The 24604-nt window shown below is 71.0% G+C and carries 20 protein-coding genes; 13 read left to right on the top strand and 7 right to left on the bottom strand.

The window, feature by feature from the left end:
- Positions 1-81: 81 nt before the first annotated feature.
- Positions 82-432 (bottom strand): metallopeptidase family protein, encoded by a 351-nt coding sequence (locus ABD691_RS32385; RefSeq protein WP_344686172.1) that lies wholly within the window; start codon positions 430-432, stop codon positions 82-84.
- Positions 433-450: 18 nt separating this feature from the next.
- Positions 451-1455 carry a septum formation family protein gene (locus ABD691_RS32380; protein ID WP_344686171.1) on the bottom strand — a complete coding sequence of 335 codons (1005 nt, stop codon included), beginning with the start codon at positions 1453-1455 and terminating at the stop codon, positions 451-453.
- Positions 1456-1595: 140 nt separating this feature from the next.
- Between ABD691_RS32380 and ABD691_RS32375 the strand changes: the two genes are divergently transcribed.
- From ABD691_RS32375 to serS, 3 genes are all read left to right on the top strand, one after another.
- Positions 1596-2252 (top strand): hypothetical protein, encoded by a 657-nt coding sequence (locus tag ABD691_RS32375; RefSeq protein WP_344686170.1) that lies wholly within the window; start codon positions 1596-1598, stop codon positions 2250-2252.
- A gap of 2 nt (positions 2253-2254) precedes the next feature.
- The gene (locus ABD691_RS32370; protein WP_344686169.1) at positions 2255-3418 is read left to right on the top strand and encodes a glutathionylspermidine synthase family protein; all 1164 of its coding nucleotides are present in this window, start codon (positions 2255-2257) and stop codon (positions 3416-3418) included.
- Positions 3419-3522: 104 nt separating this feature from the next.
- Complete coding sequence (gene serS / locus ABD691_RS32365) at positions 3523-4788, top strand: serine--tRNA ligase (protein WP_344686168.1); 1266 nt, start codon at positions 3523-3525, stop codon at positions 4786-4788.
- Here the strand turns inward: serS and ABD691_RS32360 are convergent.
- Together ABD691_RS32360 and ABD691_RS32355 are read right to left on the bottom strand one after the other, a co-directional pair.
- A complete protein-coding gene (locus ABD691_RS32360) occupies positions 4778-5398 on the bottom strand; it encodes an endonuclease (RefSeq protein ID WP_344686167.1) in 621 nt (206 codons plus the stop codon). The two genes, serS and ABD691_RS32360, sit on opposite strands and share 11 nt — an antisense overlap.
- A 48-nt stretch (positions 5399-5446) precedes the next feature.
- Positions 5447-6319, bottom strand: coding sequence for an LLM class flavin-dependent oxidoreductase (locus tag ABD691_RS32355; protein WP_344686166.1), 873 nt, complete (start codon positions 6317-6319; stop codon positions 5447-5449).
- Positions 6320-6407: 88 nt separating this feature from the next.
- On the opposite strand from ABD691_RS32355, the gene ABD691_RS32350 reads away from it, so the two are divergent.
- Positions 6408-7220, top strand: a complete 813-nt coding sequence (locus tag ABD691_RS32350; protein ID WP_344686165.1) for an HAD family hydrolase — start codon at positions 6408-6410, stop codon at positions 7218-7220.
- A gap of 228 nt (positions 7221-7448) precedes the next feature.
- Here the strand turns inward: ABD691_RS32350 and ABD691_RS32345 are convergent, their stop codons facing one another.
- Positions 7449-8435, bottom strand: coding sequence for a peptidoglycan recognition protein family protein (locus tag ABD691_RS32345; RefSeq protein WP_344686164.1), 987 nt, complete (start codon positions 8433-8435; stop codon positions 7449-7451).
- A 57-nt stretch (positions 8436-8492) separates the two neighbouring features.
- Positions 8493-9602, bottom strand: a complete 1110-nt coding sequence (locus tag ABD691_RS32340; RefSeq protein ID WP_344686163.1) for a glycosyltransferase 87 family protein — start codon at positions 9600-9602, stop codon at positions 8493-8495.
- A gap of 312 nt (positions 9603-9914) precedes the next feature.
- Between ABD691_RS32340 and glf the strand changes: the two genes are divergently transcribed.
- The 7 genes from glf (at position 9915) to ABD691_RS32305 (ending at position 17719) form a co-directional block, all read left to right on the top strand.
- On the top strand, positions 9915-11099 hold the full coding sequence (gene glf / locus ABD691_RS32335; protein ID WP_344686162.1) for a UDP-galactopyranose mutase: 1185 nt from the start codon (positions 9915-9917) through the stop codon (positions 11097-11099).
- Between the two features lies 1 nt (position 11100).
- Positions 11101-13065: a glycosyltransferase gene (locus tag ABD691_RS32330; protein ID WP_344686161.1), complete on the top strand. Its 1965-nt coding sequence runs from the start codon at positions 11101-11103 to the stop codon at positions 13063-13065.
- Positions 13066-13093: 28 nt separating this feature from the next.
- Positions 13094-13666, top strand: a complete 573-nt coding sequence (locus ABD691_RS32325; protein ID WP_425565210.1) for a phosphatase PAP2 family protein — start codon at positions 13094-13096, stop codon at positions 13664-13666.
- A gap of 214 nt (positions 13667-13880) precedes the next feature.
- The gene (locus tag ABD691_RS32320; protein WP_425565212.1) at positions 13881-14840 is read left to right on the top strand and encodes a decaprenyl-phosphate phosphoribosyltransferase; all 960 of its coding nucleotides are present in this window, start codon (positions 13881-13883) and stop codon (positions 14838-14840) included.
- A gap of 231 nt (positions 14841-15071) precedes the next feature.
- On the top strand, positions 15072-16643 hold the full coding sequence (locus ABD691_RS32315) for an alkaline phosphatase D family protein (RefSeq protein ID WP_344686159.1): 1572 nt from the start codon (positions 15072-15074) through the stop codon (positions 16641-16643).
- A 105-nt stretch (positions 16644-16748) separates the two neighbouring features.
- On the top strand, positions 16749-17228 hold the full coding sequence (locus ABD691_RS32310) for an RrF2 family transcriptional regulator (protein ID WP_344686158.1): 480 nt from the start codon (positions 16749-16751) through the stop codon (positions 17226-17228).
- 23 nt (positions 17229-17251) lie between these two features.
- Positions 17252-17719: a carboxymuconolactone decarboxylase family protein gene (locus ABD691_RS32305; RefSeq protein ID WP_344686157.1), complete on the top strand. Its 468-nt coding sequence runs from the start codon at positions 17252-17254 to the stop codon at positions 17717-17719.
- On the opposite strand, the gene ABD691_RS32300 is transcribed toward ABD691_RS32305, so the two are convergent.
- Positions 17670-17978: a hypothetical protein gene (locus tag ABD691_RS32300; protein WP_344686156.1), complete on the bottom strand. Its 309-nt coding sequence runs from the start codon at positions 17976-17978 to the stop codon at positions 17670-17672. The two genes, ABD691_RS32305 and ABD691_RS32300, sit on opposite strands and share 50 nt — an antisense overlap.
- A 231-nt stretch (positions 17979-18209) precedes the next feature.
- On the opposite strand from ABD691_RS32300, the gene ABD691_RS32295 reads away from it, so the two are divergent.
- Both ABD691_RS32295 and ABD691_RS32290 read left to right on the top strand, forming a co-directional pair.
- Positions 18210-21236, top strand: coding sequence for an arabinosyltransferase domain-containing protein (locus tag ABD691_RS32295; RefSeq protein ID WP_344686155.1), 3027 nt, complete (start codon positions 18210-18212; stop codon positions 21234-21236).
- Positions 21237-21563: 327 nt separating this feature from the next.
- Positions 21564-24602: an arabinosyltransferase domain-containing protein gene (locus ABD691_RS32290; RefSeq protein ID WP_344686154.1), complete on the top strand. Its 3039-nt coding sequence runs from the start codon at positions 21564-21566 to the stop codon at positions 24600-24602.
- The last annotated feature ends 2 nt before the right edge of the window (positions 24603-24604 follow it).

The following is a 24604-nucleotide window of genomic DNA, read 5'->3' as shown; positions in this document are numbered from 1 at the left end:
GGAAAAAGATCCCGCAGCCAGAGGGCGTCTGAGGTTCCGCTACCTGCGCCGCCCCGCAGGGGTGAGTCCAACCTCTTTACATCAGCCCCAGCCCAGCTCGTGCAGCTTCTCGTCGTCTATGCCGAAGTGGTGCGCGATCTCGTGGATGACGGTCACCGCGACTTCGTCGACGACCTCCTCCTCGTCCGCGCACATGTCCAGCAGCGCGTCGCGGTAGATCGTGATCCGGTCCGGCAGCGAGCCGCCGTAGGTGCTGTCGCGCTCGGTCAGCGCGATGCCCTCGTACAGCCCGAGCAGCTCGGGCTCCTCGGGATGGCGGTCCTCGACGAGCACCACGACGTTGTTCATCGCGGACGCGAACTCGGGGGGCAGCAGGTCGAGCGCGTCCCCGACGAGCTCGTCGAACCGCGCCCTGGTCATCTCCACCGGCACGGCTCCAGTTCTACCCGCTCAGCGCTCGCCGGAGGCGGGAACTCCCGGTTCGACCGGTGCGCTCTCCACCTGCCCGGGCTCCCGGCCGACCCGCACCTCGCCCCGGACGCCGCCGGTCACCGGCGCCAGCCCGCTGCCGTCCGGAAGCGGCGCGCTGACCTTGCAGTTCACCTGGCGCGACCCGGCGTCCCAGCTCTCCGGCGGCAGCGTGTCCCAGTAGGGCGTGAGCCCCTTGTCGCGCACCACGGTCGGCCCGCCCGCGTAGGCGGCCGACAGCTCCTCGCAGCGCGCCGCCAGGAAGCCGTCCTGCTCGGTCTCCGCCGGGAAGCCGCCGGGGAACTGCTGCCCGAGGTCGACGATCCCGGTGATCTCCACCGAGTGCGGCTGGCCGCAGTCCACCGGGTCCCACACCGCGGTGCCGTTGATGCCCAGGCAGCGGCCCTCGGGGTAGATGTTGGACTGGTCCATCTTCGAGGCGCTGCCGGTGATCCGGTACAGCTTGCCGGACGGTCCGGGCTGCTGGAGCCCGCAGTGCAGCTTGCGGTCGCCCTTGGCCCAGCCCTGCTCGCTGGGCGTGAACGCGCCGACCGCGAACCGGCCGTGCGGGTCGAACCGGCCGGACAGGAAGCCCCTCGACACCTCGGTGCAGCGCTCGGCCTTGAGCTGCTGCCAGCGCTCGGTGTCGGGGTAGGGGGCCTGGTCGCCGAACTCCGCCTTCAGATCCGCGGTCCCGGTGACCTCGAACAGGTGCGGCTCGGCGCAGGTGACCTGGCTGATGTCCGCCGCGTCCGGCGCGGTCCAGTTCAGGCAGGTCCCCGCCGCCGCGCTGAACACCGCTTCCGGGGCGGGCGCCGATCCGATCTTGCCCGGTCCGCCGACACCGGACCTGTTGTTGCCCGCCGGCCAGTTCAGCAGCGCGCTGATGACGAGGATCAGCATCGCGCCGATCGCGGCCGAGATCATCACCAGCCGGGTGTTCGGCTTCTTCCGGCTGGGGCGGGGAGAGGATTCGGTGTCGGACATCGAACACATGATGCCTCGGCCGCCTCCGGCCTGCCTGATGCGCGTTGATCTCGGTTCGAAACCGATTCGCGGCCCGCGCCGTCCCAATGGCACACGCCGGGCCAACACTCGGATGGGTACTGTTGCTGCTGGGAGTGGCGATGACGGAAAGTGGCGGAGCAGTGGACGACGACAAGCCGCAGGGACCGACGCCGGGGGAGCCGGAACCGCGTCCGGGCCAGATGCGATTCCAGGATCCGGAGACGACGACACCGCGCGAGCCCACGCTCGCCGAGAAGCGCGCCCGCATCGCCGCCGAGAAGCGGCGCGAGGAGAAGCAGGCCGCCGAGCTCGCCGAGGCCGCGCGCAAGACCCAGGCCCGCCGCCGGGTGATGATCGGCGGCGGTGTCACGGTCGGCGTGGTGGCCCTGGTCGCCGCCTTCTACCAGGGCGCGGCCTACAGCCAGGAACGCGACGCCGTGACGCAGTACTGCGCGGCGGCGCCGCCGAACGGGCAGGTCACGCAGGACCGCGACGAGCTGTGCGACGAGAACTACGTCCGGGCCAACGGCGGCAGCTACGACGCCCACACCGGCATGTTCTTCATGCCGATCATCCTGCCCGGCGGGGGCTTCGGCCAGGCCCAGTACCGCTACGGCTACACCTCGCCCGGCCAGCCCGCACCCGGCATCGGCCAGCCGGTTTCCAGCCCGAACTTCACCAAGCCCGCCGACAGCACCATCAAGAACACCAAGGGCAGCACCATCCAGCGCGGTGGGTTCGGCATCAGCAACAAGTCCGGCAGCGCTGGGAGCTGACCTTGCGGCGCAGAACGACGGAGCGGCGGCCCGACTGGCAGCGGAAGGTCGAGGAGCTCGGCCTGGTCTTCGGCACCCCCGCGCGGGCCGCCGACGGCTCGAAGCGGCCGTACTGGGACGAGGGCGTGCACTACGAGTTCGCCCTCGACGAGGTGCTGTCGCTGGAGGCCGACGTCGAGCTGCTGCACTCGATGTGCCTGGACGCCGTGGACCACGTGATCACCACCGAGCGGTACCGGGACTTCGGCATCCCGGAGTGGGTGTGGCCGCACATCGCCGAGTCCTGGAAGCGGCACGACCCGCACCTCTACGGCCGCTTCGACCTGCGCTACGACGGCTCCGGCCCGGCCAAGCTGCTGGAGTACAACGCCGACACCCCGACCTCGCTGCTGGAGGCGGCGGTCGTGCAGTGGCACTGGCTGACCGAGTGCCACGAGGGCGACGACCAGTGGAACTCGATCCACGAGAAGCTGGTCGAGCGCTGGCAGGAGATCGGGCAGCAGCTGGGCACCGACGAGGTCCACTTCACCTGGTCGAGCTCGGACACCAGCGGTGAGGACAACATCACCGCGGCCTACCTCCAGGAGACCGCGGCCGAGGCGGGGCTGAACACCATCGGCCTGGCCATCGAGGAGATCGGCTGGGACAGCCTGCTGGAGCGCTTCGTCGACCTCGAAGAGGCGCCGATGGGCTCGGTCGTCAAGATCTACCCCTGGGAGTGGATGGTCGACGACGACTTCGGCAAGCACGCGGTCGGCTCGCTTCCGGCCACCCAGTGGGTCGAACCGCTGTGGAAGATGCTGCTGTCGAACAAGGCGCTGCTCGCGGTCCTGTGGGAGATGCACCCCGGACACCCGAACCTGCTGCCCGCCTACATCGGCCAGCCCGGACTGCTCACCGAGTACGTGCGCAAGCCGCTGCTGGGCCGCGAGGGCAACAACATCTCCGTCGTCGCGCCGGGCTGGGAGACCGAGACCGGCGGCTTCTACGGCGAGGAGGGCTACGTCTACCAGGCGTTCGACCCGCTGCCGGAGTTCGACGGGATGCGGCCCGCGCTCGGCGCGTGGGTGGTAGGCGACAGCTCGGCGGGCCTGGGCATCCGGGAGACCGCGGGCCTGATCACCGACGACGGCGCCGCCTTCGTCCCGCACCGCATTCCGGGGTGATCCTTTCCGCGCTCGCGGAGTGGCGGAACCTCGATCAGGCGCACCCGGCCGTCGGCCCCACCCAGGGATCGTGGTCACGCGCGGGGCGGCTAGGCTGACCTGCTGTGATCGACCTGAAGATGCTACGCGAGGATCCGGAAGCGGTGCGCGCCTCGCAGCGCGCGCGGGGCGAGGACGCGGCGGTGGTGGACTCGCTGCTGTCCGCCGACGAGCGTCGCAGGTCAGCGGTGTCGCGCGCGGACTCGCTGCGCGCCGAGCAGAAGCAGCTCGGCAAGCAGGTCGGCAAGGCCAAGGGCGAGGAGCGGGAGGCGCTGCTCAAGCAGGCCAAGGAGCTGGCCGCGCAGGTCAAGGCCGCCGAGGTCGAGCAGAACGAGGCCGACCAGGCGCTGACCGAGGCGCAGAAGAAGATCTCCAACATCGTCGGCCCGGGCGTCCCGCCGGGCGGCGAGGACGACTACGCCGTGCTCAAGCACGTCGGCGTGCCCGGTGAGTTCGACTTCGAGGTCAAGGACCACCTGGAGCTGGGCACCGGCCTGGGCGCGATGGACATGGAGCGCGGCGCGAAGGTCGCGGGCGCCCGGTTCTACTTCCTCACCGGCATCGGCGCCCAGCTGGAGCTCGCGCTGCTGAACATGGCCGCAGCGCAGGCGTCGGCCGCCGGGTTCACGCTGGTCGTGCCGCCGGTGCTGGTGCGCCCGGAGATCATGGAGGGCACCGGCTTCCTCGGCGCCCACGCCACCGAGGTCTACCGGCTGGAGGAGGACGACCTGTACCTGGTCGGCACTTCCGAGGTGCCGCTGGCGGGCTACCACGCGGGCGAGATCGTCGACCTCTCCGAAGGCCCGCTGCGCTACGCGGGCTGGTCGTCGTGCTTCCGCCGCGAGGCCGGGTCCTACGGCCGCGACACCCGCGGCATCATCCGCGTGCACCAGTTCAACAAGCTGGAGATGTTCGTGTACTGCCGCGAGGAGGACGCGGTGGCCGAGCACGAGCGGCTGCTGGCCTGGGAGGAGGAGATGCTCGCCAAGATCGAGGTCCCGTACCGGGTGATCGACACCGCGGCGGGCGACCTCGGCGCGAGCGCGGCCCGCAAGTACGACTGCGAGGCGTGGATCCCCAGCCAGCAGACCTACCGCGAGCTGACCTCCACCTCGAACTGCACGACGTTCCAGGCGCGGCGGCTCAACACCCGCTACCGGGAGGCCGACGGCCCGACCCGGTTCGCGGCCACCCTCAACGGCACGCTGGCCACCACCCGCTGGATCGTCGCGATCCTGGAGAACCACCAGCAGGCCGACGGTTCGGTCCGGGTGCCCGAGGCGCTGCGGCCGTTCCTCGGCGGCCGAGAGGTCCTCGAACCTAAGCGCTGACCTTCTCGCGCAGGTCCTTCTCCAGCTCGACCCGGACCAGGGCGGCGGCGAGCCGGGCCAGGTCGTCATCGGCGACCAGCTCGGCGAGCCGCCGCGGATCGGTCGGCAGGCCGACCTTCTCCGCGCCCTGGAGCGCCTTCTTGTCCAGGTAGGGCCGCAGCTCCGGCCAGACGGCCTGCGCCTCGCGGCAGAAGATGTGCACGCCGACCGGGCCCATCCGGGGCACCTCGCGCAGCCTCCGCTGCATCGCGCGGACGTCGTCGTCCCGGAGTTTGCGCAGGTCGCCGCCGTACTCGTCGAGCAGCAGTTGAGCGCCTTCGCCGAGCGCGGTCGCCGTGCTCTCGTCGTAGCGGACGTAGTGCGCGCGGCCGAGCGCGTCGACCCGCTGCTGCCAGGTCGCGTTCCGCATCTTCTCCGGCGTGCCGAACTCGGCGAGCTCGCGGGCCGCCGCGACCGCGATGTCGGCCTTGATCCGGGTGGACAGCAGCACCGACAGCACCAGCAGCCGGTACAGCGGCGCGGGCTTGTTCTCCAGCTTGATCCCGGCCTGCGCGGCGTAGGTGGTCCCGCCCTGCTCCAGCAGGTTCCGGGCGGTCGTCCGGTCGGACATCGCGCTCACCTCCGCCCCGCGCCTACCCGCGGGCCGCCGCCCGCACACTCACAGCTCGGGCAGCACCTCGGAGGCGATTTCCTCCACTGTGGACTCCTTGCCCGCGTAGGGCTCCTCCGGGCGCGGCCAGTGGCTGATGACGTCGGTGAAGCCCAGCTCCCCGGCCCGGCCGACCACGTCCCGGAAGTACTCGACGCTGGACAGCGAGTACGCCGGTGCCGCGTCGACCGACAGGTAGCGGTCGATCCGCCGACCTTCCCGGCCCTCCTCGGCGACCACGTCGGTGAAGCGCATCGACAGGTCCGCCACCGAGCGCCACCAGGTGTTCAGGTCGTCGGTGTAGCGGCCGGTGGTCAGCCACCCCCGCCCGAACCGCGCGGCCAGCCGCATCATCCGGGTGCCGTTGGCGGCGACCACGAACGGCAGCCGGGGCGCCTGCACGCAGCCGGGCGCCCGCCGCGCCTCCACGGCGGTGAAGTGCTCGCCGCGGTAGGTGGTGTTGTCCCTGGTGAGCACCAGGTCCAGCAGCTCGACGAACTCGGCGAACCGGTCCACCCGCGCGCTCGCGGGCAGTTCGGAACCGCCGAGAACGTGGGCGTCGAAGCCGATCCCGCCCGCGCCGATGCCGAGCGTGATCCGCCCGTCGGCGATGTCGTCGAGCGCGGTCAGTTCGCGGGCGAAGTGCACCGGGTGCCGGAAGTTCGGCGAGGACACCAGGGTGCCCAGCCGCAGCGTGGAGGTCGCCGTGGCGGCGGCGGTCAGCGTCGGGACCGCGTCGAACCAGGGTTTGTCCACGAGGGAGCCGTAGCCCAGGTGGTCGTAGGTCCAGCCGTGGGCGAAGCCGTACTCCTCTGCCATCCGCCACAGCGGTTCGGCCGCCCACCAACGGTGCTCGGGGAGAATCACGATGCCAACACGCACGCCTTTGACCGTATCGGGTGATCTCCTCCTGCTGTGACGTGGCCGGAATCGCGTCCCCTCCGCGCCTTTCCGCAGGCAGGATGTGGGGGTGCGCAAACCTGGCCTGGTGGCATCGGACGTGGACGGCACCCTGCTCGACTCGATGGAGCGGGTGAGCGGCCGGACCGCTGCCACAGTGCAGCGGGTGGTCGCGGAGGGCACGCCGTTCGTGCTGGTCACCGGGCGTCCGCCGCGCTGGATGCCGACGGTGGTCGACGGCCTCGGCGTCGCCGGCGTCGCGGTCTGCTCGAACGGCGCGGTGCTCTACGACACCGGTGCCGACCGCGTGCTCGACTCGAGCACGATCGACAGCGTCACCCTGCACGACGTGGTGCGTGAACTGCACCACGAGCTGCCTGGCTGCGCCTTCGCGGTGGAGCGCACGACCAACGGCGCGCGCGACCGGGTCGATGACCAGTTCCTCGCCGAGGAGGACTTCCGCCGGGTGTGGCCGAATTCCGACATCCGGGTGGTGCCGACCGACCAGGTCGTGGGCAAGCCCGCGGTCAAGCTGCTCGCGCTGCACGACAAGATGACCAGCGACGAGATGGCGGCGGTGGCCCACGAGGTCATCGGCACCCGGCTCCAGCTGACCTACTCGACCGGCGCCGGGCTGATCGAGTTCTCCGCGGCCGGGGTGGACAAGGCCAGCGGCCTGCGCGCGGTCGCCGCCGAACTCGGCGTCGAGCAGGCCGACGTCATCGCCTTCGGCGACATGCCCAACGACGTGCCGATGCTGTCCTGGGCCGGCCACGGCGTCGCGATGCGCAACGCGCACGCGTCCGCGCTGGCCGTCGCCGACGAGGTGACGGGTACTAACAATGACAACGGAGTAGCCCAGGTCCTAGAACGCTGGTGGTGACGTTTTAGGTCTTGGCCTCGTTCTGCGTGCGTGGTCGCTTGGCGGAACCTCAGACGCCGCCTCGCTCCGGAATCTTTTTCCGACGTATGTCCAATACGACGGAAAAAGCTGTCCTCGCGAGGCGACGCCTGAGAACCCGCGGCGGTGCCGGTTGATCGGGTGGGCTAAGCGGCTTCGCCGCTTGAAGATCAAAACAGCCTGGCGGGAGCCGCTTCGGAAGACCGGTGGTCAGATGGCGGCGTGGCGGATTGCGGCTAGGTTGGTGTAGCCGTGGTCGCCGGGGCAGGCGGTGTGCGCGACGTCCCGGTGGGCGAAGATCGTCGGCAGCGTGGCCTCTTCACCGGGCGGGAACAGCACGTTCTCCCCGCCCTCGGAGACCAGCCTGGTCTCGCCGTCGACCGGCACCCCGGCCTGGCGGAGCTTCCACCCGGCCATCTCGCCGACCGCGGTCACCATCTTCTGCGGCGGCGCCACGCCGCTGAAGTCGCCGAGCATCGCGATGCCGAAGGTGTTGCGGTTGAAGCCCATCGCGTGTGCTCCGACCACGTTCCCGCCCAGCCCGCCGGTGCGGCCCTCGAAGCGGTTCCCGCACTTGTCGACGAGCACGTGGTAGCCCATGTCGCCCCAGCCCCGGGTGACCGCGTGGAACTCGTAGATCCCGCGCACGATCGCCGCGGACTCCTCGCAGGTGTAGTCGTTGGTCCCGGCCGTGTGGTGGACGATCGCCGCCTTGGTGGTGGTCGGCTCCGGCGGCCACTTCATGAGCCCCTCGTCGGCGCCCCACTCCGCGCGCTTGATCACATCCGTGCGCAGGGCGCCCGTCGGCGCCGGATCCGGCCGGAGCGCGACCAGCGCCAGCTCACCGGTCACGTCCGCGCCCGCGCGGGTCGCGCGCACCCGGGCGCTCGTGGTCCGGCCGGTCCACAGCGGCTCGCTCGCACCGCGCTCGGCGGGCAGCGCGGTCCAGCGGCCCCAGCCGGACGGGGTCAGCGAGCTGATCTCCACCTGGTCCGGCGGTGCGCCGGACCAGGTGAGGCCGACCATGCTGAACGGGTCGGCGAGCCGCACCTCCCGCTCCCCGGCCCTGGCGGGCAGGTCGGCGAGCCGGACGGTGGTCGAGGCCGTTGTTGCCTGGGCGGCCGATGTCGCTTGGGTGGCCGGTACCGCGGTGGCGGTCAGCAGCAGGGCTAGCGCAACGGCGGACCCGAGACGCATGTCGGCACCTCCCCGGAAGGTCGGCAACCGAGTATCCGGGCCCGGCCCGGACGGCGCTCAGGTCGCTGCGCTGGTCGGGTGACCCTCGCGCGCCGGCGCGGGCGGCGGGTCGACCGGCGGGTGCAGCCGGAAGTGCGCGACCGCCGCGGCGATCAGGAAACCGATGCCGAACAGGGTGTAGGCGTTGCCGACGATCTGCTGCGAGAACGTCCAGTCCAGTTCCTTGTCGTCGGTGTACGGCAGGTACCACTGCGGGCCGATCAGCACCGTGACCAGGGCCAGCCCCAGCACGAGCAGCACGCCGTACCAGCGGTGCCGCACCGCCATCGCGAACAGCAGGCCCAGCGCGGGCGCCGCCCACACCCAGTGGTGCGACCAGGAGATCGGCGAGACCAGCAGCACCAGGACCGCGTTGATCATCAGCGCCAGCGGGACGTTGCGCACCCGCAGGGCGTAGCGGATGCCCAGGACCGCGAGCGCCAGCAGCACCGCGGATCCGATGATCCACAGCGAGTTCAGCGCGAACCCGGTCAGCTCCTGCTTGGCCAGCAGGCTGCGCAGGGTGAGGTTGCCCGCGTAGACGGTGCCGAAGTCGTTGCCGGTCTCCAGCATCTTGTCCAGCCACCAGTCCGCCGAGTCCCGCGGCGCGGCCAGCAGGCCGCGCGGCCACGGCGTGCGCGGCAGCAGGCAGTCGGCCGCGACCAGCGCCATCAGCACCAGGTTGATCTGCCCGTAGTTGATCGTCTCCCTGGCCGGTTCCACCAGCGTGATCAGCGGCATCAGCATCCCGGTGGCCACCGCCACCTGGCCGGCGCGCGGCGCGAGGTACGGCGACGAGCGCGCCAGCGAGTACGCCGTGACCAGGATCGCCAGGTGCGAGCACACCGCCACGGTCACCACGGCGGCGTCCGACGACATCCACGCGAGCGGCACGAACAGCAGCGCCGCGAACGGCGGGTAGATGAACGGCAGGGTCGCGGTGTCCGGCGTCTCCGGGGTGAGGTCGTCGCCGAACACCTCGTTGCCCAGCAGCCACGCGCGGGCGCCGAGCCGGTAGATGTCGGTGTCCATGTACCCGCGGGTGTCGATCCAGTGCACGAACCAGATCGCCATCAGTTGGACGACGATCGCAGCGACGAGCAGATAACGATCGCGTGTCCGGGTCACGCCTCGACCACCGTCCCAGAGTTGGAGCCCAGCAGCGCCGATCACGATGTTTCGCGCCTGGTGGCAGGCGGTTCGTCGGCGGGCCCGATGCTACCGAACCCGACTCGCCGGAGGGTCACCCTTCGGCCGGAGATGAGTGATCATTCCGCTTCGAAACGTGTTTCCCAGATCACCCGACGTGGTTACTCGCGGCCTCTTGGCCAGCGAAAAGACGGGGAAGGGGTCGATCTCAACACGCCACGTAGCGGGATGTGCGTCCTAACGTCAACGCGGTTTCGGGGCGGCCGTTCGTCCCCGCTACCCTCGTCGACTGTGAGCTTCGCAGGCTATGACCTGATCGTTGTGGGTTCCGGATTCTTCGGCCTGACGATCGCAGAGCGCACCGCAACCCAGCTCGACAAGCGGGTGCTGGTGCTGGACCGACGTGACCACATCGGCGGTAACGCCTATTCCGAGGCGGAACCGGAAACCGGGATCGAGGTGCACCGCTACGGCGCCCACCTGTTCCACACTTCCAACAAGCGGGTGTGGGACTACGTGAACCAGTTCACGGAATTCACCGATTACCAGCATCGGGTGTTCACCAAGTATCAGGGCCAGATTTACTCGTTCCCGATGAACTTGGGCCTGCTCTGCCAGTTCTTCGGCCGCGCGTTCACCCCGGACGAGGCCAGGGCGCTGGTCGCGGAGCAGGCGGCGGAGATCGACACCGCCCGCGCGAAGAACCTCGAGGAGAAGGCGATCTCGCTGGTCGGACGCCCGCTCTACGAGGCGTTCATCCGCGGGTACACGGCCAAGCAGTGGCAGACCGACCCCAAGGAACTGCCCGCGGCGAACATCACCCGCCTGCCCGTCCGCTACAACTTCAACAACCGGTACTTCAACGACGCCTACGAGGGCCTGCCGGTCGACGGCTACACCGCGTGGTTGGAGAAGATGGCCGAGCACCCGAACATCGACGTTCGGCTCAGCACGGACTACTTCGACGTGCGCGGTGACCTGCCCCAGGTCCCGGTCGTCTACACCGGGCCGCTGGACCAGTACTTCGACTACTCCGAGGGCGAGCTGGGCTGGCGGACCCTGGACTTCGAGACCGAGGTCCTGCCCACCGGTGACTTCCAGGGCACGTCGGTGATGAACTACGCCGACGAGGAGGTGCCCTACACCCGGATCCACGAGTTCCGGCACTTCCACCCCGAGCGGAAGTACCCGAAGGACAAGACCGTCGTGGTGCGGGAGTACTCGCGGTTCGCCAAGACCGGCGACGAGCCGTACTACCCGATCAACACGCCGGAGGACCGGGAGAAGCTGACGGCCTACCGCGAGCTGGCCAAGCAGGAGGCCAAGGACCGCAAGGTCGTCTTCGGCGGGCGCCTGGGCACCTACAAGTACCTGGACATGCACATGGCGATCGGTTCGGCGCTGAGCATGTTCGACAACAAGATCGCCCCCTATTTCACCGAGGGTCGTTCGCTGGACGGCTCCCTGGAGGACTGACGTGCCAGACCGGACCCCCAACGAGGCACCCGCGCAGCAGGCGGCGGGCGAGAGCAAGCTCAGCGACGTCACGTCGGTGCGCACCGGCGGCACCGAGGTGCCCGCCGAGCAGGTGCTCCAGCGCGTGGTCTTCCCGCGCGACGAGGACCCGCTGGACGTGCGGACGCTCTACATCGACGAGCCGGAGGTGCTCGCCAGCGCCGCCACCGTGGTCTCCCGCCGCCACGTCCGGGTGCCCGCGCACAGCAAGATCTCCTTCGCCTCCTACTTCAACGCCTTCCCGGCCAGCTACTGGAAGCGCTGGACCGAGGTCGGCGAGGTCGTGCTGCGGCTGAAGGTCCGGGGGTCCGGCAGGCTCGACGTCTACCGCTCCAAGCCCAACGGCGACAGCGTGCACCTCCAGGGCACGCCGGTGAGCAGCCCCGACGGCTGGACCTCGCTGGAGTTCCGGGTGTCGCTGGCGCCGTTCGAGGACGGCGGCTGGATCTGGTTCGACGTGTTCACCAACGACGCCGCGCTGGAGATCGACGAGGGCGCCTGGACCACCGACACCCCGCTGCCCAGGCAGAAGGTGGTCGTCGGCACCACCACGATCCGCCCGGCCGACTGCGTGACCGCGCTCCAGACGCTGGGCGAGGACCCGCAGGTCATGGCGGTCGTGGAGAAGGTCGTCGTGGCCGACCAGGGGCCGCAGAAGATCCGCGACACCGAGGGCTTCGACGAGGCCGCCCGCCGGATCGGCGACAAGCTGCAGGTCGTCGAGCAGGACAACCTCGGCGGCTCCGGCGGGTTCACCCGCGTCATGTACGAGGGCGTCTACAACACCGACGCCGAGCAGGTCCTGGTCATCGACGACGACATCGCGCTGGAACCGGACGGCGTGCTGCGGCTCAACGCCTTCGCCCGCGCCGCCACCAACCCGGTGATCGTCGGCGGCCAGATGCTCAACCTGCAGGCCCGCTCGCGGCTGCACACCATGGGCGAGGTCGTCGACCTCGGGGCGGCGGTGTGGCGGGCCGCGCCGGGCGCGGTCACCGACCACGACTTCGCCAAGAAGCCGCTGCGCAAGAGCAAGAAGCTGCACCAGCGCATCCACTCCACCTACAACGGCTGGTGGATGTGCCTGATCCCGCGCGAGGTCATCGAGCGCACCGGGCTGCCGCTGCCGCTGTTCATCAAGCACGACGACTCCGAGTACTCGCTGCGCGCGGGCGAGCACGGCTACCCGACGGTGACGCTGCCGGGTGCGGCGATCTGGCACATGCCGTGGACGGACAAGAACGACGCCACGGACTGGACCGCCTACTTCCACACCCGCAACCGGCTGATCCTCGCCGCCCTGCACAGCCCGGACGAGGTGAAGGTCCCGATCGTCAAGCAGGGCCTGAAGCTCACCCTGCGGCACCTGCTGTCGATGGAGTACTCGACGGTCGCGGTGCAGCTCAAGGCCCTGGAGGACTTCATGTCCGGTCCGGAGGGCCTGTTCGAGACGCTGCGCTCGGCGCTGCCCGAGGTCCGCGAGCTGCGCAAGGACTACGACGACGCCAAGACCGTCCCGTCGGCGCGGGAGTTCCCGCCGCCGTCGGCCGACCCGGTCATGGCGGAGGGCCTGCTCAAGCCGCCGGTGAACCCGGCGGTGATCGCGGCGCGCGCCTCCAAGGCGCTGCTGCACAACCTCAAGGAACCGACCAGGGAGGCCGCCGAGCGGCCGCAGCTGAACGTGCCCGCGAACAGCGCCCGCTGGTTCCTGCTCGGCAACCTCGACAGCGCCACGGTGTCCAACGCCGACGGCAGCGGCGTCGCGTTCCGGCGCCGCGACCCGGAGGAGTTCCGCAAGCTCGGCGTCCGCGCCCTGGCGGCCTACCGCAGGCTGGGCCGCGAGTGGCCGCGGCTGCGGGCGGCGTACCGCGCCGCGCTTCCCGACCTGACCAGTGCCGAGTCCTGGAAGCAGGTCTTCGACAAGTGACCAGACAGCCCCGAACACCGGAGACAACGTGTCCGCAGACCTGACGACTCCCGCGCCGGAGTCCGCACAGACCGACGAGGAGACGTCGGCGGTCACCCCGGAGACCGTCGCGCTGCGCAAGGTGCAGAGCGTCCTGGCCAAGCCGCCGGTGGTGAAGACCGCGCGGGCGATGTCGCTGTTCGGCGAGCACGCGGGCGGCTGGCTGGCCATCGGCGCGATCGGCGCGTTGGTCGACCGCAAGCGCCGCGGTGAGTGGATCACCGCCGCCGCGGGCGTCGCCCTCGCGCACGGCGCGTCCATCGGCGTCAAGCGGGTGGTGCGGCGCCGCCGCCCCGCCGACCCGGGCGTCGAGGTGCTGGTCGGTACGCCGAGCCAGCTGAGCTTCCCGTCCTCGCACGCGACGTCCACGACGGCCGCCGCGGTGCTCTACGGCGGGCTGACGGGGAAGAGGCTGACCCCGGCGCTGGTGCCGCCGATGATGGTCAGCCGGCTTGTCCTGGGGGTTCATTATCCGAGCGATGTGGTCGCCGGTTCCGCGCTGGGCGGTGTCGTGGCGTGGGGCGTGCGGCGATTCATGAGACGGCGGAGGAACCGTGGCTGAGAACAAGGAAACCGACGCCGAGGCGGTCTCGAAACCGGAGACCGACGGCGGGGCCGACGCCACCGACAGGGCCGGGACCAACGGCCAGGTGGCGAACAGGGCCGAGGGCAATGGCGAGGTGGACTCGGAGGCCGCGGCCCGCGCGGCCGAGGCGAAGGCCGAGGTCGAGTCCGACGCCGAGGGCACGATCGGCTCCGAGTTCGGGGACGAGGTCCTGGAAGCGGAGCCGGAGAAGGTCTCCGACGACCCGAAGGACAAGTCCTCGGACGCCTACCACGCGAAGGTGACCGCGAAGGCGGGCACGCCCGCGGGCCTGGTCACCGGCCTGGTCAAGGAACTGCGCCCCAAGCAGTGGGTGAAGAACGTCCTGGTGCTGGCCGCGCCGTTCGCGTCGGGCCGGCTGCTGGAGACCGGCGTCCTGCTGGACGCGGTCATCGCGTTCGTCGTCTTCTCGATGGCCGCCTCGGGCATCTACTTCATCAACGACGCGATCGACGTCGAGGCCGACCGGCAGCACCCGACCAAGCGCAACCGGCCGATCGCGGCGGGCCTGATCCCGCTGCCGATCGCCTACGTGGTCGCGGTGGGGCTGCTGGGTGGATCACTGCTGATCTCGGCCTTCATCAGCTACCCGCTGGTGATCGTGATGGCGGTCTACATCGCCGTCCAGCTCGGCTACTGCTTCGGGCTCAAGCACCAGCCGGTGATCGACCTGTGCATCGTGGCGTCCGGCTTCCTGCTGCGGCTGGTGGCCGGTGGTGCCGCGGCCGAGCTGGCGATCTCGCAGTGGTTCCTGCTGGTCACCGCGTTCGGCTCGCTGTTCATGGTGGCGGGCAAGCGCTACGCCGAGGTGAAGCTGGCACTGGAGACCGGCGCCAAGATCCGCAAGTCGCTGAAGGCGTACTCGCCGTCCTACCTGCGGTTCGTGTGGGCGATCTCGGCGGCGATCACGATCATGTCCTACGCCCTGTGGGCCTACGACATCCGCGAGATCGAGCAGTCCCGCTGGGGCCTGATCTCGATCGTGCCGTTCGTGATCGCGATGCTGCGGTACGCCGTCGACGTCGACCGCGGCGTCGCGGGCGAACCGGAGGAAGTCGCGCTGAAGGACAAGGTCCTGCTGGTCCTCGGCGTCATCCTCGCGGGCTGCCTGTTCCTGGCGTTCTACCTGTAGTCCGCACTCCGACGAGCGCCCCCGGCCGGTTCTTCCGGCCGGGGGCGCTTCGCGTTTCCGGGACTTCGTCCGCGCGCCGACGAGCGCCCGCGCCGACGCGCTGCGGCGGAGGGGCTCGCAGCGGCATGACCCGGCGGGCGCGCGAGAACTATTCACCTTACGATCACCCGGTCGGCGGATGACCTTCACCGTTCGGAGCAAGGGTGGGGATTCCCGAACTAGGAGGTCACCTTGTCCGATTCCACCGTCTCCCGCCGGAGCGTGCTGCTCGGCGGCGCCGCCGCGGGCGCTGCCGCGCTGACCGTCGCGGGCGCGCTGCCCGCGGGCGCGCAGCAGGGCGCGGGCTTCGCCCGTCGCGGTGAGGTGTTCACCCTCGGCGTCGCCTCCGGCGACCCGGCGCCGGACGGCGTGGTGCTCTGGACCCGCCTCGCGGCGGACCCGCTCGCCGAGGACGGCATGGGCGGGATGCCGAACAAGACCTTCCCGGTGGAGTGGGAGGTCGCCGAGGACGAGCAGTTCAGCCGCGTGGTGCAGCGGGGTTCGGCGCAGGCCGCGCCCGAGCTGGGGCACAGCGTGCACGTCGAGCTGACCGGGCTGCGGCCGGGGCGCGAGTACTTCTACCGCTTCCGCGCCGAGGGCACCGTGTCGCCGGCCGGGCGCACCCGCACCGCGCCGTTGCCGGACGCGATGACCGAGCTGACGATGGCGTTCGCGTCCTGCGCGCAGTACGAGCACGGCTACTTCACCGCCTACCGCCACCTCGCGGAGGAGGACCCCGACCTGGTGCTGCACCTGGGCGACTACAACTACGAGTACAAGGCCGGGGTGTACGAGATCCCCGGCGGGAACATCCGCGACCACGCCGGGCCGGAGACCACCACCCTGGCCAACTACCGGCAGCGGCACGCGCAGTACAAGAGCGACCCGGACCTGCAGTTCGCGCACGCGGCCGCGCCGTGGGTCGTGGTGTGGGACGACCACGAGCTTGACAACAACTGGGCCGACGAGGTCTACGAGAAGCCGGAGATCCCGCAGCCGGACTTCCTGGAGCGGCGCAAGGCCGCGTTCCAGGCGTACTACGAGAACATGCCGCTGCGCCGCGCCCAGGTCCCGCAGGGCATCGACCTGCGGCTGCACCGCCAGGTGCGGTGGGGCCGGCTGGCGACGTTCCACATGCTCGACACCCGCCAGTACCGGGACGACCAGGTCGGCGGCGACAAGTTCCCCAACGACGACCCGGCGCGGCTGGACCCGAAGCGCAGCCTGACCGGCGCGGAGCAGGAGCGCTGGCTGCTCCAGGGCCTGCGGACCTCCGACGCCCGCTGGGACGTGCTGGGCCAGCAGGTCATGTTCGCCGAGATCGACTACGTCAACGGCGACGCCAAGGGCTACAACCCGGACGCCTGGGACGGCTACGTCGGTTCGCGGCAGCGGGTGATCCAGGGCTGGCAGCAGGCCAGGACGCGCAACCCGGTCGTGCTCACCGGTGACGTGCACACGCACTGGGCCAACGACGTCCAGTCGGACGGCAGGACCGTGGCCGCGGAGCTGACCACGACGTCGATCACCAGCGGCGGCGACGGTTCGGCGCAGCTGACCGACAAGGAGAAGGGCTACCTGAACGACAACCCGCACGTCCGCTACTACGCCAACCAGCGCGGCTACATCCGCACCAAGTTCACCGAGGGTGAGCTGCGCGCGGACTACCGCGTGCTGCCGTACGTGTCGAAGCAGGGTGCCGCGGTGGAGACCGCGGCCTCGTTCGTGATCGAGGACGGCAAGCCGGGCCTGAACAAGGTCTGATCCGCGCGAGTCCCCGGGGTGATCCGCCCCGGGGACTCGTTCTCCGGAGATCTGGACAAAAATTATCCTGGACAATCCAAGTCCTGGATATGTAGGGTCTGGGTCATGCGGATGGGTCAGGGTGTGGAGTGGGCGTTGCACTCGTGCGTGAACCTGACCTGGGCCGGTGCGCCGGTTCCGGTGACCCGGCTGGCCGGGCTCTACGACCTGCCCGCCGCGTACCTCAACAAGCAGCTCCAGGCGCTGGTCCGCGCCGGGATCCTGGCCTCGGTCCCCGGGCCGAAGGGCGGGTTCCGGCTGGGCCGGGAAGCCTCCGAGGTCTCGCTGCTGGACGTCGTCGTCGCCCTCGAAGGGCCGGACGACGCCTTCCGCTGCACCCAGATCATCGCCAAGGGCCCTGGCGGCGATCCGGACATCGACTACCGGGAGCACTGCGCGGTCTCGCTGAGCATGCGCCAGGCCGAGCTGGCCTGGCGGCGCGAGCTGGCCGCGCGGTCCGTCGCCGGCATCGCGCGGGACGTCGAGCGCCACAACCCCGCCGCGCCGCAGAGAGTTCGGGCCGCCCTGCTGCCCGACGCGTCATGATCCGACACCACTGGGAGATGCACATGGAACCGCGGCTGAAGAACCAGTACAAGCACGTCCCGGACTCGTACCAGGCGCTGCGCGCGCTGGAGCAGTCCACCCGCAAGGACGACCTGCTCACGCACGAGATCCAGGAGCTGGTCCGGATCCGCGCCAGTCAGATCAACGGCTGCGGCTTCTGCCTGGACATGCACGTCAACGACGCCAAGGCGGCCGGTGAGACCGACGAGCGGCTGCACTCGATCGCGGGCTGGCGGGAGGCGCCGTGGTTCACCGAGGCCGAGCGCGCCGCGCTGGCCCTGACCGAGGCGATGACCCGGCTGCCCGACAGCAGCAGCCCGGTCCCGGACGACATCTGGGACAACGCCGCCAAGCACTTCGACGACCAGGCGCTGATGCTGCTGGTCGTCACGATCGCGACGATCAACACCTGGAACCGGATCAACGTGACCACCCGGCAGGTGGCGGGAAGCCACCGCAGGGCGTCCTGAGCGACTCCGGTCGCGATTCGGCCCACTCCATCAGGGCCCATTCGAGGCGGTGGACGAACATGTCGTGGCGGCGCAGCCGGTGCCTGCCGACGTAGTCGTCCCAGTCCACCCGCGGCCACTCGATCTCCTGGTCGCGGAGGTTCTGGACCGTCAGGGTCCCGGGGCCGGCATGTGCGTGCCGGCCCCTTCCGCCGCGCAGCGGCAGCAGCGCGAGCCCGGTGATCAGGGTGATGGCGGCGGCGCAGAGAAGTCCGTACATCGACCGTCCTTTCGCGAGTGCTGGACGGATTGTCCACAGCGGACCCCACAGGCTCGGACGCCGAAACCCGGCCCGGAACACCGCACGTGCACGGCGAACGACCGGGATGCACACGAACCAGTGATCTGACCGCGCGTTGGCGTCACCGTGCGATGTGGGCGTTGGCCGCCGAGCGGGGGAATCCGGCGCTCGCGCGCACTGCCCGGCCGCCGCAGTGGCCAAGATGAACCGGTGAAGCTCTCCAACGAGCCGGTGCCGCTCGACTCCGTCGTCGGCCCGGCGCCGGAACGCCCGGTCCGGACCGCGGTCTGGCTCGCGCACGCCGTCGCCCTGGTCGTCGGGGCGTTCGGCCTGGTCTGCGCGCTTGCGCTGCCGTTCGCGCCGGTGTGGTCGGAACGGACCGAGGTGCGCTGGCCGACCGCCGAAGCCGAGGCGACGACGGCGTTCCTCGCGCCCTACCGGCCCGCCGAGTTCGCCGCGACCGTCCCGTGCCGGACGGTGCGCGAGGCTGCCGGGACCGTGTTCACCACCCTCCCGCCGGGAAGCGACCGGGAGGGGATGGTGCTCGCCGTCCGGGGCGGGAAGCCGGAACTCCTGCTCGGACAGCGGTCGGTGCCGCTGCCCGCGCTCAGCGGCGACTGCACTCTTACGGTGCATGCGGATTCCACTCGATCGGTGGTCGCCGTCGGTGGCTGGTCGACGGAGCTGCAGGGGATCGCCGCGCCGGAGATCTTCACCTTCGGCACCGATCTGCCGCCTGCCCAGGCCGCGACCCTGTCGGTCACCGCCCGCACCTTCTCCTGGTTCGACACCGCGCCGACCGAGCTGAAGCAGACGCTGATCACCTGCGCGCTGGTCTGCGCCGTGCTCTCCGCGCTGGTGCTGCTCGCACGAACGCGTCCGCGCATCCGCTTCAATTCGCCACTGCTAATGGCAATTGATGCCGCCATGCTCGCGATCCTGGCGTTGTGGCTGGTCATCGGGCCGATCAGCGACGACGACGGGTTCGCGATGCTGACCGTTCGCAACTACGAGCCCAGCGGCGACATCGGCAACTACTACCGGTGGTTCAACGCGTCCGAGACGCCGTTCACGCTCGTGCAGCACCTGATGCGCTGGGTGTCGGACTACAGCCTCGCGCCCGTGTGGCTGCGGTTCCCGAGCATCGTGGCGGGCCTGTTGACCTGGGTCGTGGTCAGCCGCGGCATCGTAGGCCCGATGTGCCGCGCCGGTCTGAAGGGGCACGCGCTGGCGGCCGTGTTCTTCCTGGCGTGCTGGCTGCCGTTCGGGCTCGGCGTCCGGCCGGAGGCGTTCGTCTCGCTGGGCATGGCGGTCCTGGTCGCCTGCCTGCTCAAGGCCGACCGCTCGGACGCTCCGCTGGGCTGGCTCGGGCTCGCCGCGATCACCGCCGGCCTGACCGCGGCGGTGACGCCGACCGGCGTGGCCGCGCTGATCGTCGTGGTCGCCTTCGCACCGCGGATCCTGCGCGTGATCGCGCGCCCGGGACCGCTGCCGCGCTGGGCCGCGGTCCCCACCCGGCTGGTGCTGCTCGGCTGCGCGGCGTCGGTCGGGCTGGTGGCGATGTTCGCCGACTCCACGTGGAACGGGGTGTTGCAGGCGACCGCGATCCACCACGAGTTCGGCCCGAGCCTGGGCTGGTACCAGGAGATCGACCGGTACGCGGCGCTTCTCGGCACGGGCAGCTGGGGCGCGGCGGGCAAGCGGCTCGCGGTTTTCCTGGTGCTCACGGCGGTGCTGCTCGCGGGCGGCTGCGTGCTGCGGCGGGTGCACCGGTGGACGCGGATGTCCGAAGTGGAGCTGCTGCTCGGGGCGGTCGCGGCGGTGCTGGCCGGGCTGTGGCTGACCCCGTCGAAGTGGACCCACCACTTCGGATCGCTCGCCGGGGTCGGTTCGGCGCTGCTGGCGGTGACCGTCGTGATGCTCTGGAGGGTGCGGGTGCCGCGCGAGGCGCGGATGCTCGGGATCTTCGGGCTGCTCGCGGCGTCGGTGGCGGCGGGACTCGCGTTCATGGGACCGAACGCCTGGTACCTGTACTCCGACATCGCGATGCCGTGGTCGGACACGCCGGTGCGTCCGCTGGACGAGCCGTTGCTGTGGCTGGCGTTCGGCGTCGTCGCCGGGTGCGTCGGGTTCGCGGCGCTGCACGGCTCCGGAAGGCCGGCGTGGACGGCGATGCCGTCGTCGGTGCTGGTGCTCGCCGCGCTGGCCTCGACCTTGGTCCTGCTGACGTCGTTCGTCGCCGCGCCGCGGGTGATGGGCGACCGGTTCTCGGTGGCGCAGGTGAACCGGCAGAGCCTCACCGCCACGAGCTGCGGGATCGAGGACGAGGTCGAGACCCTTCCGTTCGCGTCGGCGCTGCGACCGCTGCCCGGGGTGACTGCGGCCGAAGGGTTCGCCCCCGGGGGACCACCGCCGCCGGAGCCGGAGTTGGACCGGAAGAAGAACGGTGAGGTGCAGCCCGTCGAGGAAGTCCCGGCGGTGTGGGACAGCCGCGAGCGAGGGCCGCAGACCGTCGGATCGCTGGCCACCACGTGGTTCGAGCTGCCACCGCTGGGCGCCGGACAGGTGCTGTCGCTGTGGGTCTCGGGACGTCCGGAGCAGGGCAACTCGCTGGCCGTCGAGTTCGCCACCCCGGGCGGTGCCGTGCGGCGGGAGCTGCGCGACCCGCCGCCGACCGAGCTGCCCTTCGACGACCCGCGGCACGGCAGGCCGGTCGACTGGCGGGATTTCCGGCCGTGGCGCGTGATGACGGTCGACGACGTGCCGCCGGGCGCGAGCCGGGTACGGGTGCTCGCCGAGGACGCGACGGCGGATGAGCAGGGCTGGCTCGCCGTGAGCGCGCCGGTGGTCCGGAACGTCGTGCCGCTGCGGGAGGTCCTGGACGAGCAGGAGCCGGCGCTGATCGACTGGCCGATGGGGTTGCTGTTCCCGTGCCGGACCGGGTATCCGCGCGTCGGCGGCGGGAGCGCGGACAGCCCCGGGGTGCTCGTCGCGCCGCCCGGCGGCGAGGGGTCGATGGCGTACGACCCGGAGGTGGGCGGGGTCTTCGCCGGGGTGCCGATGCTTTCGTGGCGGTTGGAGACGCCGAGCCGGTTGCGCGGGGCTCCCGGGGTTTCGTGGGGGCACGTGTACTCCGTGAGCTACGACGTGCGGAGGGATTTGTACGAGCGGGGGAGTCGACGGGGCGTGATCGGTGGAGCCGGTGGGGACGGGGGGTATCCGTTCGAGGAGCATTGAGGCCCCAGGGTCCTGGCAGGTCTCCGGGACCGAAGCGGCTCTTTGCGGCTGGGGGCTTTCCGCTGGGCGCGTTGGGCTGAGCGCCCTGCTCGGCAGGATCCCGCCTGTGCCCACACTTTCGGGTGGATTCGAGAAGTCTGCCGGTGTGGTGGCTTCTCCTCAGCGGTGAGGCCGGTTCGGGCGGTTCCGATCGGGCGTTCTCGTACGGCGGCGCCCCGGCTTTTCGGAGATCCTGCGGTCGCAGCTATGTCAGCGTGCGGGAGCTGATCGCGGGGAGCGGCCGTGGCGGATGGGAACGGACCGGTATCAGCCGAACTGAAGGAGCCGGTGGCCGCGGAGGTCCCCGAGCCTGCTCCGGCGCGTCGGTCGTTGCGGGTGCTGGCCGCGGCCGTCGGGATCCTCGTCGGCATCGCCGCTCTCGTCGCCGCCATCGCGGTCCCCCTCGCTCCGGTCGACGCCCGGGAGGTCACCGTCACCTGGCCGAAGGCCGGTGAGGCGCCGTCCTCCACGCTCGCGTTCTTCGTCCCCTACCAGCCGCGCGAGGTGCAGGTCGACGTGCCGTGCTCGGTGGTCAAGGCGGGGCAGCGGCTCGGCAGGACCGCGACGCTGGTCAGCAGCCGGCTCCCCGGCCAGCCCACCGAGGGCTTCGCGGTGACCACCGCGTCCGGTACGGCGGCGGTCCTGGTCGGCGGCCGGGAGGCGCTGCGCGCGCCGATCCGGGGCGACTGCGCCGCATCGCTGCACTCCGACGCCGCCGGAAGCACCGCGAGCATCGGCGACCGGACCGTGGTCCTGCCCGGCGTCCGGGTCCAGGACATCGTCGCCTTCGCCACCGATCTGCGGCCGGAGCAGGCGGAGGGAATGCACGTCAGCGCCAAGGCCGCCAACCCGTTCGAGAGCGAGCCGAGCTCCGCCAAGACCGCCCTGATCGGCGTGCAGCTCGGGCTGGTCGTCCTCGCCTTCGGCGTGCTCGCCCTGCGCACGCACCGCTTCCGCGTCGAGCAGCTGTCGGTCCGGGTGCCCGACTTCCCGGACGCCCGCCCCGCCCCCGAAGGCCGCGGCCTCGGGCTGGTCGACCTGGTCGTCTGGGTGGTGCTGGGCGGCTGGTGGCTGCTCGGCCCGAACACCCCGGACGACTCGTTCGCCGCCACGACCGTCCGGAACGGACTCGAAACCGGCGACATCGGCAACTACTACCGCTGGGAGAACGCCTCCGAGGCACCCTTCACGCTCGCCCAGCACCTGCTGGAACCGTTCGCGCTGCTCGGCACGAACCCGCTCGCGATGCGCCTGCCCAGCGTCATCGCGGCGGTGCTGACCTGGCTGCTGCTCAGCCGCGGCGTGCTCAGCGGCGTCATTCCCCTGCACAGCCGCCTGTTCCGGGTGCGGGCGCTCGCCGCGTTGGGCTTCCTGGTGTGGTGGCTGCCGTTCGGGCTCGGCGTGCGGCCGGAACCCTTCCTCGCGCTCGGCATCGCCGCGTCGCTGGCCTGCGTGGCGCAGGCCGTGCACCGCCAGAGCCTCGGACTGCTCGGCCTCGGGGCGCTCGCCGCCGGGCTCTCGATGGCGGTGAACCCGATGGGCATCACCGCCGTCGCCCCCTTCGTCGTGCTGGCGCCGCGGATCGTGCGGTTCGTCCGGATCCCGGATCTGGCGCTGCTGGCCGGGATCGGCTCGGCCGGGCTGGTCGCGATGTTCGCCGACCAGTCGCTGGCCGGGGCTCGGGAGGCGACCCGCATGCACGGCTACTACGGCCCGAACGTGCCCTGGTACATGGAGATCCAGCGCTACGAGTACCTGCTCGGCTTCAGCCTCCAGGGCGATGTCGCGCGCCGGACCCCGGTCCTGCTCACGCTGGTCGTCCTGGTGTTCTCCGCGCTGCTGCTGAGCCGGGGAGCCCGCTGGCTGCCGGGGATGCGGACCGCCGGGGTGCCCGCCGCGTGCCTGGCGCTGAGCCTCGCGCTGATGTGGCTGACCCCGTCGAAGTGGACGCACTACTTCGGCGCGCTGGCCGCGGTGGGCGCGGCGACGCTGACCGCCGGGGTCGTGCTGATCGCGGTTTCGGCCAAGCAGTGGGCCAGGGAGCGCAACGTGCTGCTCATGGGCGTGCTCTGCACGGCGCTGGCCCTGGTCGCCGCGCCGCTGGCCTTCGCGGGGAAGAACAACTGGTTCCTGCACTCGCACTACGGGGTTCCGTGGGGCGAGGAACCCGTGCGCCCGCTGAACAATCCCGCGCTTTGGCTGTTCCTCGCCGCTTCGCTGCTCGGCGCCGCGGTCCTGCTGGGCCGCCTTCGCCGGGCCCCTGCCGCGCGCCGGACCCTGATCCTGATGCCCGCCGTCATCTGCGTGGCCGCGGTGGCGGCGACCGCGGTGATCGTGCCGTACTCGTTCGTCGTCGCACCGTTCCGGCAGGCCGGCAGCTACTCCGTCGGCGGCCAGAACCTGGCGAGCCTGACCGACAACAGCTGCGGCATCGTCGACCACGTCGTGGTCACCCCCGACGCGCCCGGCGGTGCCATGAAGACCTCCGGCAGCGATCCGGAGAAGGACGGCTTCCGCCGCGACGGCGGCTATCCGTCGTCCCCGCCCCGCACGCCCGCGTGGGGCAGCGCGGCCGACGGGCCGGTCTCCACCGGCAGCCTGACCACCGGCTGGTTCGCGCTGCCCGAGCTGCCCAGGAACCGGGAGCTCGCCGTCGACGTCGCGGGTCGCAGCGGTGACGGCAACCGGATCGCGCTGGAGTTCGCGGCCGGCGGCGAGGTCGTCGGGGAGCGGGTGCTCGACGACACCGGCTACGACGCCGACGAGGTGCCCGCCTACCCGCAGGACCACGTCATCGAGGACGAACCGCAGGACAACGAGTCCTGGCGGTCGGTTTCGGTTCCGGTGGCCGAGATCCCGCCCGGCGCCGACCAGGTGCGCATCCGGGCCGTGGACGCCACCACCGACGACGGCGGCTGGCTCGGGGTGACCGCGCCGCGGGTGCGCGAGGTCATCCCGCTCAAGACGTACCTGCGGGGCAGGGCGCCCGTGCTCGTCGACTGGTCGATGACCTGGTCCGCGCCGTGCCTGGACCGGATGCCCGCCGTCGGCGGCGGCCTGGCGGAACCGCCCGCCGTGCTGGTCAACCCGCCGAACGCGCTCGGCTTCGGCGGCACCGCGGCCTACGAACGGGTGATCGGCGGCAGTTTCGCCGGTGTCCGCGAGATCGGACGCCGGACGGAGGTACCCACTCGGCTGCTCGGCGTAGTAGACCAACCGCAGTATGCCGAGTGGGGCCACCTGATCGAGGTGGATTACCCCCTGCCGGGCAACGGCTTCGACGTGCGGAGCGTTCCGGTTTCACGGTGGGGTTGGCGAGGGGAGTGAAC

The organism is Saccharopolyspora taberi (genome assembly GCF_039534165.1).
GTDB classification, from domain to species: Bacteria; Actinomycetota; Actinomycetes; order Mycobacteriales; family Pseudonocardiaceae; genus Saccharopolyspora_D; species Saccharopolyspora_D taberi.
The sequence above is the reverse complement of the archived record's forward strand: the minus strand, read 5'-3'. Positions and strand labels throughout refer to the sequence as shown.

Coding starts and splice junctions, on each gene's coding strand:
- ABD691_RS32380 (WP_344686171.1), bottom strand. CDS start 1,455: ATGTCCGACACCGAATCCTCTCCCCGCCCCAGCCGGAAGAAGCCGAAC.
- ABD691_RS32375 (WP_344686170.1), top strand. CDS start 1,596: ATGACGGAAAGTGGCGGAGCAGTGGACGACGACAAGCCGCAGGGACCG.
- ABD691_RS32360 (WP_344686167.1), bottom strand. CDS start 5,398: ATGTCCGACCGGACGACCGCCCGGAACCTGCTGGAGCAGGGCGGGACC.
- ABD691_RS32345 (WP_344686164.1), bottom strand. CDS start 8,435: ATGCGTCTCGGGTCCGCCGTTGCGCTAGCCCTGCTGCTGACCGCCACC.
- ABD691_RS32310 (WP_344686158.1), top strand. CDS start 16,749: ATGCGGATGGGTCAGGGTGTGGAGTGGGCGTTGCACTCGTGCGTGAAC.
- ABD691_RS32305 (WP_344686157.1), top strand. CDS start 17,252: ATGGAACCGCGGCTGAAGAACCAGTACAAGCACGTCCCGGACTCGTAC.
- ABD691_RS32300 (WP_344686156.1), bottom strand. CDS start 17,978: ATGTACGGACTTCTCTGCGCCGCCGCCATCACCCTGATCACCGGGCTC.